The sequence below is a fragment of the Alteromonas halophila genome (assembly GCF_014651815.1).
Taxonomy (GTDB): domain Bacteria; phylum Pseudomonadota; class Gammaproteobacteria; order Enterobacterales; family Alteromonadaceae; genus Alteromonas; species Alteromonas halophila.
On the sequence record NZ_BMXP01000007.1, the window covers coordinates 170,321 to 184,468 of the forward strand.

Here is a 14,148-nt window from a genome sequence, read left to right on the forward strand (position 1 = left end):
CGATGCAATGGGGCCTGCTGGCCCTGTTGCTGCTGTTTACGCACGTTAGCCATGCGCACCAGATCAAGGCGGCCATTACCACCGTGCTGTTTAACCCGCGCACTGAAAATATTGAAATCATGCACCGGTTTAATCTGCACGATGCTGAGCACGCAGTAAAAGCACTGTTTGATAAATCGGCTGATATTATTGCCGATAAACAAACACAGCAGGCTTTTGCTGACTACGTTGCCCGCCACTTTGTGCTGCTGAACAGTGACAAACAGCCTCTGCCATTAAAGCCAGTAGGCTTTGAAACAGAAGGTAAGTTTTTCTGGGTGTATCAGGAAACGGCGCAGCCGCCAGAGTTGGCTGGCCTTAAAATTCGTCATGATGCGCTGCGCGATCTGTGGCCAACGCAGGTCAATACCCTCAATGTAGAAGGCAAAGGCGACCTGCAAACCCTGACATTTACCGACAATGTGACGCTGCTGGAGGTTTCCTTCGGCAACAGTGCACACTAGTTCCGTAAGATGCGGCAGAGTGGCAGCCTGACTGCCATTCTGCACTTTTTAGCCTCACGCCTACGCCTATAGTCTAATATCAACGGCATTGACCCCCTCATCAGGACCGGACACACTACTATCAGACCCTAAACAGTGGTGTAATCATGCAAAACGAAACCTCAGAAAGCGCCTTTGCCAACCGCAAAAATATTATGTGGGTGCTGCTGTCTGGTGCAATGGCTACCACCTTCATAGTACTGCTTTTTTTACCTGATACCGGCGTCGGCACAGGCACCATCGGCGTGTATGCTGCGATGCTATGGTGTGGTTTGTTTGGCGCTGCACTGGCACGCTACACCGGCCGCAATGGCTGGCTGGGCTTTGCCATCGGCAGTGTTGTGGGGCTGCTGATCCAGATTGCATCGCAACTGGTTTAAAGAGTATAAACCTTATACGTGTATCACTATGAGCAATAAGTCGACAGGCCGCCCGATCCCCGCGGGTCGCCTGAGCCGGGTTGGACGTCTTGGCACAATGGCCGGGCGCATTGCTGGCAGCATGCTAACGAATGGCGCCAGTGAATGGTTTAAGGGTAAGCGCCCAGGACTGTCTGACCTGCTGCTGACCCCGGCCAACATTACCCGTATCACCGATCAGCTTGCCACCATGCGTGGCGCCGCCATGAAAGTTGGCCAGATCATTTCCATGGACAGCGGCGAGTTTCTGCCCAAAGAGCTGGGGCAAATACTGGCACGCTTACGTGAAGATGCCGAGCCAATGCCCGAGGCGCAGCTTATCGAGGTACTTGAGGCTAGCTGGGGTAAGCAGTGGCGTGATCGCCTGCTGTATTTTTCCTTCGCCCCCATCGCGTCTGCGTCCATCGGCCAGGTCCATAAAGCCATCACGCCTGAAGGCCGGATGATGGCAGTGAAAGTACAATACCCGGGCGTCAAAGACAGCATCGACAGTGACGTTGATAATGTCGCCACACTCATCCGCATGAGCGGCCTTATTCCTAAAGCGGTGCCTATTGCGCCCTTGCTGGAAGAAGCCAAGGCGCAATTGCACCTCGAGGCAGACTACCTGCACGAAGCGGCCATGCTAAAGCGTTACCGGGACGCCGTGGGCGAGGATCCGCGCTTTATTATCCCCGAGGTTATACCAGCCTTTAGCAGCGGTGATGTACTGGCCATGGATTTTGTCGAAAGTCAGCCACTGGAGAGCGTTCTGGAGCAGCCCCAGGAGCAGCGCGATGCCTATATGACATCACTGATGGAGCTGTTCTTTCGGGAGCTGTTTGAGTTTCATACCTTACAAAGCGATCCAAACCTGGCCAACTATCGGGTTATCAACGCGTCGCAGCAGCTGGTGCTTCTCGATTTTGGCGCCACCCGCAGCATTCCGCCCGCCATTGCCGGACACTACCAGCAACTGTTAAATGCGGCCGCCTGTAACGATCATGGCATGATGCGTGAAGCCGCACTGGCCATTGGTCTTATCAGCGAATACCACAATGACGCACAGCAACAGGCGGTGATTGAACTGGGAATGATGGCCTGTGAGTCAATACGTGCGGATGGCGCCTATGATTTTGGTACCACCGACCTGCTGACCCGCACCCATGATGCCGGGATGACGCTCACCTATGACCTACAGTTCTGGCATGCACCGCCAGCTGATGCCCTGTTTATTCACCGCAAACTGGGTGGCTTATTTTTAATGGCCAAACGCCTTGAAGCGCGGGTGGATATGCGACATGTGGCGGCACCGTGGCTGGATCACGGCTAGGGTGTGCTGACCTTTGCAGTGCACGTTTTTCAGCAGCCGGTGTATCATTAAGACAAGGCGACCGTCATTTTTTCCTGCGCAACCTCAGACAACGACGCACTGCCGATTCGCTGAGCGGCGACAAACTTATTCGCATCTTGTTTAGTACGGCAGCTGCATAGAAAACGGCATGGTCATCTGACTGGCTCCTTTAGGCGGGTTGCCAATCATCTCATCATAGGGGGAGTCGTGCTTCATTGCCGCTTCTGCTACCTGGCAGTGTGCAAAGGCCTCCCGGATCTGACCGGTACTGAAAAATCGCTTAGGGCGGTCATTTTCGTAAACAAATCCCGCTTTACCATGCGCTTTCAGGTAGACCAGATAGACGCTCATCTCAAACGACTGTACTTCCAGATAATCAATATCCAGTGCAGCATCGCAAACCTGTGTATAGGAAAATTTGTCCATGACATTACTCCACCTTGGTTTCCCGGGCCAGTGATGGCACAACCGCGTCCTGTACGTAGTCGTCAGGCTGATGTTCCGGCGCCAGCAATGGCCGCGACGGATATGCCTGACGGACCGCCACCAGCAGTAGTAATAAGCTCACCGCAGCAAGCACAGCGGCTGTGAAGATCACAGCGGATGAAAACCCCGCCGAAGCCAGTACCAACGGCATTGACAGCAAACGCGGTGCTTCCAGTGCTATCGCCAGTTTAACCTGTTGTAAAACAAGGCCAATCTGCAGGGCCGTCAGTATAATCAGCGCAACCAGTACGGCTTGCTGCACACCGGAGAGTGACGCCAGACTTAACAAAAGAAATAACGTGCCACAAAGCAGTACACCATGCTGCATCATACTATAGCGAGTCAGCCAGGCCGCTAACGCAGGATTAAATTTTTTAAATGCACTGAGCGGCGGTTTATCTACGGGGAAGCGGGCAGCCACGTCAGCCGGGCGCCAGCCGGTGCGGCCAAACCAGACCCGAAATTTATCGTGCCAGGCACGGGTATAATAGCTGTCGCGACACAACTGTGAATAAACCTGCAGGTTTGCCCACAGCGGATTAAAGCTTTTAAGTGCACCGCGTAACCCATACACCGGCGGGTTATCGGGATCTTCATCAATGAATGTGCCGAATAATCTGTCCCACAGGATAAACACGCCGCCGTAATTTTTATCGATATACGCGCGGTTTTGGGCATGATGTACCCGATGGTTGGACGGCGTGACAAATACGTACTCCATCCAGCCCAGCCGATTGATATGCTGGGTATGTACCCAAAACTGATAGACCAGATTCAGGGCAGCGACCGTAATCAGCATCTCAGGCTCAATACCCAGCAATGCCATGGGCAGAAAGAAGATCCAGGTGAACAGGGCACCACTGGTCTGACGCAGCGCGGTTGTAAGGTTGTAGTCTTCACTGGAGTGATGCACGACATGGGCCGCCCACAAAATACTCATTTCATGGCCCATGCGATGCTTCCAGTAGTAGAAAAAGTCATACACGATAAACGCCATGACCCACACCCAGACTGTATCAGGTAAAGTCAAAACGGCGATCGCATCAAACACCACGGCATACACTGTGAAGGGAATAAGCTGGTGTGCCAGTGTCATCATGCGCGACACAATGCCTATGCCTAAGCTGGTCATTGCATCATTGGCACGGTAGTAACCTGTTTTACGACGCACATCCACCACCAGCTCCAGGATTATCAGGAGCAGAAAAAACGGTATGGCGAACAGAATTACAGACATTGTCGACCTAACTTAGTGTATTTATTTGTTAATAAATTGTATCAACAGCAGCGTGATTTGGAATCACAATCAGGTTTTTTTATGTATAAAATTGGGCAAAGAGCGATCAAAATCGGCGCTGATGGCGTAAAAAACTAAGTCAAATGAGGAATTTGCCAGTACAGAGGAACCTTTGTTTCTATTGATTTTCCTACATTAGGTGCTATCTCTGATACTATCTAAAACTGGTTGCGAGTTAGGTTGAAAAATTATGAGTGAAGAGACGGAAAAGAAATCAATAACGCCCCATATTCTGATCATTGGCGCCATCGTGGTGATAATTCTGGCTGTGATCTTCTGGCCGTCGGATGACGAGCCTGAACCCGTGCCCGCTGAACAGCCGGTGACCCAGCAGGAAGAACCGGAGCCGGCGACCGAAACCGAAGAGTTTGAGCGAACGCCGGAACCAGAGCCTGTGGAAATAGAGTCAGAACGGGAAGTAGAACCGATGCCGGAACCTGAACCTGAGCCAGAGCCTGAGCCGCTGGATGTGAGCGATGACGCCGTGAAAGCGTCGCTGGCCGATATCTCAGCGTCTAATGATGAAGCGATCAATCGCATTTTGATGGACGAAGCTGTGCTACAGCGTTTTGTGGTGGCAGTGACCAATGTTGCCAATGATGAACTGGCCACCAATTATCGCCTGGTATCGCCACCGGAACAGTCCTTCAGGGTCTACACCCAGGCCGGTAAGAAGTGGATTGATGCTGCCAGTTACAAACGCTATACGCCGTATGTCGATATGCTGGAATCGTTTGAGAATGAGGCTCTGCTGGATCTGTACGAAACCTATCAGCCTGATATTCAGCAGAAGTACAGCGAAATAGGCGATCCGGACCGCGACTTTGACAATGTTATCGTTGAGGCGATCGATCAGTTACTGGATACACCGGAAGTGCCCATGCCGGTCGAAGTTTACACCGATTCTGTTGCCTACAAGTATGCCGATGAGCAGCTTGAGAATCTGTCCTCACCGCAAAAGCAATTATTACGCACAGGGCCAGACAACATGCGTCGCATTAAGGCGAAACTGCGCGAACTGAAGGCATTGCTACAAGACAATGGATCTTAATAAACTTCAGCAACAACTTGCCGGCGAGACCACGGACGCTGAGTCCGGGCCGCCGGTAGACAAATGGGATCCTGAATTCTGTGGCGACATGAACATGCAGATCCAACTGGATGGTCGCTGGTTTTATGAAGGTACGCCCATTGGTCGCCGTGCACTGGTAAAGCTATTTGCCTCGGTGCTGAAGAAAGAGGGCGACAACTATTATCTGGTCACCCCCGTGGAAAAGCTGGGTATCAGCGTAGCCGATGTGCCCTTTGTGATCACCAACTGGCGTTATGAAGGTGACGTGCTGGTACTTACCACGCAAACTGATGAAGATGTTCACCTTACCCAGCCTTCCCAGATAGCGCTGCGCCAGCCACCTGTGGCGCTTGCTGACGAAAATGCCACAGCCATTCCCTATATCAAAATCCGCCGCAACCTGTGGGGACGCCTGCATCACAATGTGTATTATCAGCTGATCGAACAGGCAACTCAAATCAGTGAGGCCGGCGAAACAGCGCTGGTGATTGGCAGTAACGGGCATGACTTCGTTATTGGCCGCTTGCCTTCGTCCTGACTTCGGTTATCTGACACTGGTCGCAATGTGCGTTGTGACTCTGGCATGACTCACCTACAGTGGTTTTCTGACAGTGTTTTAACTACAAGGAAAAAAATAATGAAAATAACCAGGTTACTCACCACTGTACTGGCTGTTGCCAGCGGTGCATCTGTGCAGGCCGCCACACTGATCCACGCTGGTAAGGTCTTCACTGGTACCGAAGACACACTCAGACAAAACATGACGCTGGTGATTGAGGACAACCGAATCACGGCGATTGAAAAGGGCTACACCGAGCCGGACAACGACGACACGCTGATCGATTTAAGCAATGCCACGGTCATGCCGGGACTGATGGATATGCACGTGCATTTGTCATTTCAGCATGGCGGCCCGTCGACGTACATGCAGCGCTACACATTTAATGAAGCCGATGTGGCCATTCGCGCCGCCCATTATGCGAATAAAACGCTAATGGCTGGCTTTACCACAGTCAGAAACTTAGGCGACAGTTATTACGAAACAATAGCCTTACGTAATGCCATCAATAAAGACTTCGCCACCGGCCCGCGTGTTTACACAGCAGGCAAATCCATTGCCACAACCGGCGGCCATGCCGACCCCAGTAATGGCTTAGCCCATGTGCTGCGTCCGGATGTGAGCCCGCGCCAGGGCGTTGTGAACGGTCCCATTGATGCAAGAGAAGCAGTCAGGGCGCGCTACCAGGAAGGGGCGGACGTGATCAAAATAACCGCTACCGGCGGTGTGTTAAGTGTGGCAAAAAGCGGTCAGAACCCCCAGTTTATGGATGATGAACTCGAGGGTATTGTTGACACCGCCAACGACTACGAGATGACCGTTGCCGTGCATGCGCATGGTAAGGAAGGCATGGCCCGGGCCATTAAAGCTGGCGTCACTTCGATAGAACACGGCACCTACATGGATGAGACCATCATGGATCTGATGAAAGAACATGGTACCTATTTTGTACCTACCATCATGGCCGGCGAATTTGTCGCTGAAAAAGCTAAAATTGATGGCTACTTTCCTGACATCGTACGCCCCAAAGCCGCAAAAATTGGTCCGTTGATCCAGAAAACCTTTGAAAACGCACATCAGGCGGGGGTTAACATAGCCTTTGGAACGGATAGCGGCGTCTCTGCTCACGGCGACAATGCCCGGGAGTTTGAACTGATGGTACAGGCGGGAATGGATGAAGCAGACGCCCTGCGCACTGCCACGATCAACAGCGCACAGCTACTCAACATCGATGACCAGCTTGGGACCCTGGAGACTGGCAAACTGGCCGATATTATCGCGGTTGCGGGAAATCCTCTTGAGGATATCGGTGTGATGAAGACAGTGTCGTTCGTCATGAAAGACGGTAAGGTCTACAAACAGCCAGAGTAAGCAGTTATGGCCATAAGCCGCACAGTTAAGCATAAAACCAAATCGCTGATCGCGTCGAAACACATGCTCAAAAGCATCACGCTGGCATCGTTTCTCGAATCAACCGTTGTTCCGGTGCCGCTGGAAGCGGTGCTGGTGCCGTTGATGCAGGCACGTCGCGAACAGTTATGGCTGATCGCGCTTATGGCTACTCTTGGCTGCGTGCTTGGAGCCATCGTTGGCTACGCGCTTGGCTACTACCTGTTTGACATCATCGGTGAGTGGGTGACGCAGACACTGTCCAGCCCGGAACAGGTTGAGCAGGTAAAGACAAAGATGAGTCAGGAAGGGTTCTGGTTTGTGCTGACATTAGGTATTGCGCCGGTGCCATTTCAGATAGCGATGCTGAGTGCCGGTGCCACGCAGTTCTCGCTCCCCCTTTTTTTGCTGGCGACATTTATTGCGCGGTCGCTGCGCTACTTTGGTCTGGCAGTGGTTGTTTACCTGGCTGGAAATAAAGCAGAGCAACTGATACGCCAGTATAAGACCAAGGCCATAGTGTTAATCACTGTTATTGTATTGCTGCTGTGGTGGCTGTCGACACTGGTATCGTCATAAACCTTTATTGATAATAGTTATCATTTGCACTACAGTAATTGTATATCCTTCGTGGGGCAGGCATATGCAATCGCAAGCAGCAACAAAGCAAGGCTTTATTCAGGTTGAAATTAACGAAGCGGCACTGTTACGCGCGCTAAAGCGCTGTGATTTACATGCCTCTGAGTTGCATTGCCTGTCCCGCGAAGGCAAACATCACCTGCAGCAGTTACTTCTTAAGGCGGCATCCCAGCCGCAAAAGTGAAAATCACTCAATGTGGCGTACTTTTTGAACGGTTAGTCCTTACCGTTTCAACAACAGTAGGAACAGTAGCCGTGCAAACCCATTCAAAATGGCTCAGCGTGATAGCCGGCGCGGGGTACAGTGCTAAAACCGTGATGTATACCATGCTTGGGGTTTTTATTATCTCATCGGCAATTTCTGCGCTGGGCAGTGAAAACACTACACAAAAACATGTGTTTGAAACTATCCAGTCACAACCTTACGGTCAGGTGATGCTTATCGCTGTTGTCGCCGGGCTAATCTGCTATGCGCTGTGGCGCTGGCTGCAGTGTGTTTTGAACACCGAATCACTGGACATGAGCAAGGCAAAAGATGTGATCATGCGCGTCTTTCTGTTTGTTTCCGGCCTGATATACCTTATTGCCGCCTATCTGGGCATTAAGGTCTTTACCGGCGATGATTCATCCGGGCAGGGAGGCTCAGACAGTCAGCAGATGACCGCGCAGCTGATGCAGTATGAATGGGGGCTGATTATCGTTGGGGCTGGCGCCGTAGCCATTATTGCCTTTGCGTTCATTCAGTTTAAACACGCATACACCGCTGACTTTATTAAAAAGTTTGAAACCGAACGTCTGTCTCAGGGGGCGCAGGAAGCCACCCGTAAAGCGGGCAGGGTGGGGTACACTGCCAGAGGAGTGGTGTACTTGCTGGTCGGCAGTTTTTTTGCGTTCGCAGCGCTTAATCAGGACGCTTCTGAAGCCGGGGGACTGCAAAAAGCCCTCGAAACGCTGACCGAACAGACTTTCGGCCAGTATTTGCTGGGTGCCGTGGGTGTTGGCTTTGTCATGTTTGGTATTTACTGTGCGTTTGAGGCCAGATACAGAAGGACCTGATTTTACAGGCCCTTTTTAATCACATACTGGTAAGGCAGCACCTCAGTTTGTGCGGCCACCAGCGTGTGAGACATGAACTTACAAAAGCTGGGAATGTCACGGGCCGTTGACGGATCATCGGCAACAATGCTCAAGGTGTCGCCATCATTCAGTTTACGAATATTCAGGCGCACCATCATCACCGGCTCCGGACAGCGCAGCCCCATGGCATCAAGGTGTTGCGAGGCGCTCTCAAACGCCTCGCTGAATGTACTATCAGATGCCATAGTTGCTGCGATAGGCCGTAATAGCATCAATGGATGCCTGGTGGCCGCCCTGTTCTTCAAGGTAGCTGACTACATCGCCAAGGGTGACAATGGCAACGACACGCGTGGCGAAATCGCGCTCGACTTCCTGAATAGCAGATAACTCACCCTGACCCCGTTCCTGACGATCAAGCGCAATCAGCACACCGGCAAGCGACGCCTGGTTTTGTTCCAGTAATGTCATGGACTCGCGAATAGCCGTGCCCGCCGTGATCACATCATCCACCAGCATGACCCGGCCTTTAAGCTCGCTACCTACCAGATTGCCACCCTCGCCATGCGTTTTAGCTTCTTTACGGTTAAAGCAATAGGGCACATCCAGGCTGTGATGATCGGCCAGCGCTACAGCGGTGGTCGTCGCAATGGGGATCCCCTTGTAAGCCGGACCAAACAGGACATCAAAATCCACACCTGCATCGGTCAGCGCGCTGGCGTAATAGCGTCCCAGCCGGGCAAGATCGCCGCCACGGTTAAATAACCCCGCATTAAAGAAATACGGACTCGTGCGCCCGGACTTTAACGTAAACTCACCAAATTTGAGGACCCCGCGTTCAATCGCAAACGCAATAAATTCACGTTGGTATGCTTTCATGGCGACTCCTCAGGCCAGCGCAGCTTTCTGGATATCGAACAGTTCGCGCAAGCCATGCTTGGCAATGGTCAGCATTTCTTCCATTTCATCAAAACTGAAAGGTTCGCCCTCGGCCGTGCCCTGCACTTCGATCAGCTTGCCGCTCTCGGTCATGACGATATTCATATCGGTTTCTGCATCAGAGTCTTCTAAGTATTCCAGATCAGCAATGGGCGTGCCTTTATAAATGCCCACCGACAGCGCAGCAATCATATGCTTAAGCGGATTGGCTTTAAGGATCCCTTTACTACGCATGTAGGTAAGGGCGTCCACCAGCGCAACACAGGCTCCGGTAATCGACGCAGTACGCGTTCCGCCATCAGCCTGAATCACATCACAGTCAAGCGTGATAGTATTCTCACCCAGTAATTTCAGATCGACGGCGGCGCGCAGAGAGCGGGCTATCAGACGCTGAATTTCCAGGGTACGGCCACCCTGTTTGCCACGGGCCGCTTCACGGCCACTACGGGTATGGGTAGAACGCGGTAGCATGCTGTACTCAGCGGTGATCCAGCCTTTACCCTGGCCCTTCATAAAGCGCGGCACCCCTTCTTCAACTGTGGCATTGCACAGCACCTTGGTGTTGCCGAATTCCACCAGTACCGAGCCCTCTGCATGGCAGGTGTACTGGCGGGTTAGGGTAACGGGACGGATCTGACTGGCGGTTCTGCCGCTTGGACGCATAGTGTTCTCCACATGAGTTGGTGCAAGAATAGTGAAAGTCCCGTCAGGCGAACACAGCGCGAATCTGCAATGCCCCTCAGGGAAAGTGTGCACAGTATAACGCACTGTGCACAGGAGTGAAAAACACTGTGCCTGTTCGTAATTACCTTTTGGTATTTGTGCGCTATGATTAGGGCAGGCCGCTGCCACAAAGAGACAGAACGCGTGAACCGCTCAGGCAGTTCAGATTGAGCAGAGGCCACAAACATTAAAGGTGATGTGTGATATACAGTATGACAGCCTTCGCCCGGGGCGAAGTAAAAAAAGACTGGGGAACTGCCGTATGGGAGTTTCGCTCAGTTAACCAACGCTATCTTGAAACCTATTTCCGTTTACCCGAGCAGTTCCGCTCACTGGAACCGGTACTGCGTGAACGGTTCCGCAAGAAACTGGCGCGCGGCAAAATTGAATGTAACCTGCGCTTTAGTGCCAGTGACGATACCGACACCAAACTGAATCTGAACGAAACCCTGGCAAAACAAGTGCTGCATGCCGCCGACTGGGTGCAGTCGCATGGCCAGTCGACCGGCGTTAACCCGCTGGATGTATTACGCTGGCCAGGGGTGATTGCCGCTGAAGAAGCCGACATGGATACCATTCAGGCCGATGTGATGGCCGGTTTTGATGCCACCCTGAAAGACTTTATCGACGCCCGGGCAGCGGAAGGCGAGGCGCTTAAATCCATTATCGAGCAGCGCCTGGACGCCATTGAACAGGAAGTGGAGAAAGTCAGCGCACGTATGCCTGACATTATGAACTGGCAACGTGAACGTATTCAGACCCGTTTTGAGGAAGCCAAGGTTGAGCTTGATGCAGGCCGCTTCGAGCAGGAAATGATCATGCTGGCGCAAAAAGTCGATGTGGCCGAAGAACTTGACCGCTTAAACACCCATGTTAGCGAAACACGCAATATTCTGAATAAAGGCGGCGCCTGTGGCCGGCGACTGGACTTTATGATGCAGGAGTTCAACCGCGAGTCGAACACCTTAGGCTCTAAATCCATCAGCACTGACATCACTCAGTCAGCGGTAGAGCTAAAAGTACTGATTGAGCAGATGCGTGAGCAGATCCAGAATATAGAGTAACGCTCTCTAACGCTCACAGATATTCATAAGCAATTGAAAAACCTCGCCTTATAGCGGGGTTTTGTTTTTTATTGTTCCGTATTTTTTCATTCTGTTTCATCCAACTGGTGAGTATTGTGGTGAGTATTTTTCGCTGCTAGTCTCAAGCCACTGGTGAGTACAAGAGGTGAAAAAATGTCAAATTTAACAGTCAAACAGGTCAACTTACTAGCTAAAGGAAAGCCAGGTAAAACATCCGACGGAAACGGTTTGTTGTTTGTCGTTCCGAAGCGCGGTGAACCTTACTGGTCCCTGAGATATACCTTCAATGAAAAGAGGAGGGAAAAGTCACTAGGTAAGTTCAAGCAACTGATGCTGGCGGAAGCTCGTGGTGAGGCTGAAACGATCAGAGCCATGCTAAGAGAAGGCATTGATCCACTATCATTGAGCTCTCTCCACAAACATAACGGGATGACTTTTAACGAGCTATTTCAAGATATGTTTGAAAATAAACTGCTCAAACGATTAGAAAGGCCTGATATTCCGAAAAGTAAATATGACAACAATGTAGCCAAGTTCATTGGTCACCTCAAAGTTGAGCAGGTTAATGCGTTCCACATTCGAGATATCCTAAATATTATTACCGATAGTGGACGACCTACAGTGGCAAATGATGTCCTTGACCTACTTAACAACCTTTTTAAACATGCTATTCAATTAAATATTACACTCAACAATCCCGCATCTGCCTTCAGCTATAAAGATGCAGGAGGGGATGAGTCGTGTCGGGAACGAGTATTAACTATTGATGAAGTGGAGCAAGCATTCGGCAAATTCAGAAAATACCCCGAGTCTTTTACTCGCGACAACTATCTGGCCTGCTGTTTGTTGGTGGTGTTGGGAGTACGTAAATCTGAACTAATTCAAGCCCCATGGCGTGAATTCGATTTAGATAACGCGGTTTGGCATTTACCCAAAGAGCGTACCAAGAAAAACTTTCGAGCTATCAAGATTCCGTTACCGCCACTTGCTGTAGAATGGCTTAGAGAACTAAAAGTTCGCTCACGAGGCTCAGATTTTGTATTCCCAGCTAGACGCCAAAGTAGTAAACCGTATATGGGTTCAGATACCATTAACAGCGCAATAAATTCACTGTTCGGTATAGATCGTAGTAAAAAGGTTCAGCCACCAAACCGTATGGGCGATTTAGAACATTTTAGGGTGCATGATCTCCGACGCACTTTCAGGTCTATTGGTTCAGAACTAAAGTTTCAAGATGACCATTTAGAGCGTTGCTTAAATCATAAAATCAGTAAATTAGATGAGATTTATAACAAGCATGACTTTTTTGAAGAGAGAAAGGGTATCCACCAAGCAGTATCTGTCGCTTTGCAGCCCTTTCTTCTGTGATGAAGAGGCTAGCCTAGTTCAATTAATTATTAGTCAACGTCTAAGCGAACCAGTTTGAGATATCAGAATAATCAATCGCTTTCTATATACTAGTGTGATTACCAAGGGAGCTTAGTCGCTTAACCACCGAGCGATTTTGAAGTAATTACACTAATTCATTTTTGAGCCGAATTTTTTCCACTAAGTTCTGCTCATGACATTTTACACAATGATATTTTTTCAAAAAAGTTACAGTTAATTCGTGAATAAAATCATTAGCCTCTACCAAAGTCATTAGATTATTTGGCACTTTCCAGCCTTTCTCACCATGTCTAGCTTCAGGACCTAAGACAGAAAACGAGTTTGCGGTTCCAGTGAAGGCGCTCTTCTTATTAGCGTCAACTTTTAGGTTTTTTACAGCTGCCTTTTCTCCACCACAGTAATAGCAAACTGTATCCCAGATTGCATAAAGGTTTCTCCAATCAAAACCAGAAGCCGCTTGTCGCAGCAAATATCTTACAGCATCACTGTTTTCCGCCATTCGAACTCTTGCAGAGATTAAATCCTTGCATGAGTTTAACTGGCTTTCGAGTGGTATTTTTACAGAAAAAGGCGAACTAGGCGGCACCTCATGAATTCGAGGTCTGGGTGTAGCTAAAGAGTAGTCACTTTCACGAGGAAAATCTTCATCAGTGAAGTACAGTTCATCAAAACTCAACTGATGGTTTGAGCGAGCATTGTCGAATCCCCAATGTATTGCTACAGCCCCATTAATAAGTTCCAATAGTCCTTTAAGTTTGCTGATCACTTGATTAATGTCTGTTGCACCATTGAGGTGGACCGACTCTAAAAAATAAGCATCTCCCAGATGGTCCTCACTATCTTCATAAATACAAAAATCTGGAGACTCAAGCCAGTTATTTAAGTTGTAAAGGACCTGATGATTTCCGGTAATCGGCACTAACCATTTTCGCATTCATTCCCCTTCAAAAACTAACTTATTACACTATCGGGAGTTTACCACGAAATAGAACCGTCGAGGGCAAAATATCCTAGTAGCTCGTTTGACCGTACTCTGGCGAATATGGCGTTAATTTATTTTCTACTAATCCAGATGACGCGGATTCAACCCCGAAGTGCACCACTCGCTAAATTAAGCTGTTCTTCGTAATTCATTGAAGACCACCGATGGTTGTTTAAACCCAAGGCATTTCCTTGGCCTTGCATTCAGCGCACGCTCAACG

The 14,148-nt window shown here is 50.1% G+C and carries 17 protein-coding genes; 11 read left to right on the forward strand and 6 right to left on the reverse strand.

The annotated features are described in order from the left end of the window. The first annotated feature begins 2 nt into the window (after window positions 1-2). From IE054_RS13695 to IE054_RS13705, 3 genes are all read left to right on the forward strand, one after another. Window positions 3-503: a DUF6702 family protein gene (locus IE054_RS13695; RefSeq protein ID WP_189407394.1), complete on the forward strand. Its 501-nt coding sequence runs from the start codon at window positions 3-5 to the stop codon at window positions 501-503. A gap of 146 nt (window positions 504-649) precedes the next feature. After that, window positions 650-922, forward strand: a complete 273-nt coding sequence (locus IE054_RS13700; protein WP_189407333.1) for a hypothetical protein — start codon at window positions 650-652, stop codon at window positions 920-922. Window positions 923-950: 28 nt separating this feature from the next. Next, the gene (locus IE054_RS13705) at window positions 951-2,273 is read left to right on the forward strand and encodes an ABC1 kinase family protein (RefSeq protein ID WP_189407335.1); all 1,323 of its coding nucleotides are present in this window, start codon (window positions 951-953) and stop codon (window positions 2,271-2,273) included. Between the two features lie 141 nt (window positions 2,274-2,414). Here the strand turns inward: IE054_RS13705 and IE054_RS13710 are convergent, their stop codons facing one another. Together IE054_RS13710 and IE054_RS13715 are read right to left on the reverse strand one after the other, a co-directional pair. Beyond that, window positions 2,415-2,720 carry a DUF6482 family protein gene (locus IE054_RS13710; protein ID WP_189407337.1) on the reverse strand — a complete coding sequence of 102 codons (306 nt, stop codon included), beginning with the start codon at window positions 2,718-2,720 and terminating at the stop codon, window positions 2,415-2,417. 4 nt (window positions 2,721-2,724) lie between these two features. Beyond that, window positions 2,725-4,017: a sterol desaturase family protein gene (locus IE054_RS13715; protein WP_189407339.1), complete on the reverse strand. Its 1,293-nt coding sequence runs from the start codon at window positions 4,015-4,017 to the stop codon at window positions 2,725-2,727. A gap of 250 nt (window positions 4,018-4,267) precedes the next feature. Between IE054_RS13715 and IE054_RS13720 the strand changes: the two genes are divergently transcribed. The 6 genes from IE054_RS13720 to IE054_RS13745 all read left to right on the forward strand — a co-directional run bounded on the left by IE054_RS13720 (window position 4,268) and on the right by IE054_RS13745 (window position 8,792). Next, window positions 4,268-5,128, forward strand: a complete 861-nt coding sequence (locus IE054_RS13720) for a DUF3014 domain-containing protein (protein WP_189407341.1) — start codon at window positions 4,268-4,270, stop codon at window positions 5,126-5,128. Beyond that, window positions 5,118-5,687 carry a DUF1285 domain-containing protein gene (locus IE054_RS13725; protein WP_189407343.1) on the forward strand — a complete coding sequence of 190 codons (570 nt, stop codon included), beginning with the start codon at window positions 5,118-5,120 and terminating at the stop codon, window positions 5,685-5,687. The genes IE054_RS13720 and IE054_RS13725 overlap by 11 nt, the downstream gene beginning before the upstream one ends. 99 nt (window positions 5,688-5,786) lie before the next feature. After that, entirely contained in the window at window positions 5,787-7,079 is a 1,293-nt protein-coding gene (locus IE054_RS13730) for an amidohydrolase family protein (RefSeq protein WP_189407344.1), read from the forward strand. A 6-nt stretch (window positions 7,080-7,085) separates the two neighbouring features. Next, window positions 7,086-7,676 carry a YqaA family protein gene (locus tag IE054_RS13735; RefSeq protein ID WP_189407347.1) on the forward strand — a complete coding sequence of 197 codons (591 nt, stop codon included), beginning with the start codon at window positions 7,086-7,088 and terminating at the stop codon, window positions 7,674-7,676. Window positions 7,677-7,740: 64 nt separating this feature from the next. Further along, on the forward strand, window positions 7,741-7,920 hold the full coding sequence (locus IE054_RS13740; RefSeq protein ID WP_189407348.1) for a hypothetical protein: 180 nt from the start codon (window positions 7,741-7,743) through the stop codon (window positions 7,918-7,920). 71 nt (window positions 7,921-7,991) lie between these two features. Further along, a complete protein-coding gene (locus IE054_RS13745) occupies window positions 7,992-8,792 on the forward strand; it encodes a DUF1206 domain-containing protein (protein WP_189407350.1) in 801 nt (266 codons plus the stop codon). Window positions 8,793-8,794: 2 nt separating this feature from the next. Here the strand turns inward: IE054_RS13745 and tusA are convergent, their stop codons facing one another. From tusA to rph, 3 genes are read right to left on the reverse strand one after another with little or no spacing between them, the layout of a single operon-like run. Further along, window positions 8,795-9,058 (reverse strand): sulfurtransferase TusA, encoded by a 264-nt coding sequence (gene tusA / locus IE054_RS13750; protein ID WP_189407352.1) that lies wholly within the window; start codon window positions 9,056-9,058, stop codon window positions 8,795-8,797. Beyond that, complete coding sequence (gene pyrE / locus IE054_RS13755; protein ID WP_189407354.1) at window positions 9,048-9,689, reverse strand: orotate phosphoribosyltransferase; 642 nt, start codon at window positions 9,687-9,689, stop codon at window positions 9,048-9,050. The genes tusA and pyrE overlap by 11 nt, the downstream gene beginning before the upstream one ends. A gap of 9 nt (window positions 9,690-9,698) precedes the next feature. Then, window positions 9,699-10,412 (reverse strand): ribonuclease PH, encoded by a 714-nt coding sequence (gene rph, locus IE054_RS13760; protein ID WP_189407356.1) that lies wholly within the window; start codon window positions 10,410-10,412, stop codon window positions 9,699-9,701. A 260-nt stretch (window positions 10,413-10,672) separates the two neighbouring features. Between rph and IE054_RS13765 the strand changes: the two genes are divergently transcribed. Continuing rightward, complete coding sequence (locus IE054_RS13765) at window positions 10,673-11,536, forward strand: YicC/YloC family endoribonuclease (RefSeq protein WP_189407358.1); 864 nt, start codon at window positions 10,673-10,675, stop codon at window positions 11,534-11,536. A gap of 174 nt (window positions 11,537-11,710) precedes the next feature. Then, on the forward strand, window positions 11,711-12,925 hold the full coding sequence (locus tag IE054_RS13770; RefSeq protein ID WP_189407359.1) for a tyrosine-type recombinase/integrase: 1,215 nt from the start codon (window positions 11,711-11,713) through the stop codon (window positions 12,923-12,925). Window positions 12,926-13,070: 145 nt separating this feature from the next. Here the strand turns inward: IE054_RS13770 and IE054_RS13775 are convergent, their stop codons facing one another. After that, window positions 13,071-13,880 (reverse strand): hypothetical protein, encoded by an 810-nt coding sequence (locus tag IE054_RS13775; RefSeq protein WP_189407361.1) that lies wholly within the window; start codon window positions 13,878-13,880, stop codon window positions 13,071-13,073. Window positions 13,881-14,148 lie beyond the last annotated feature (268 nt).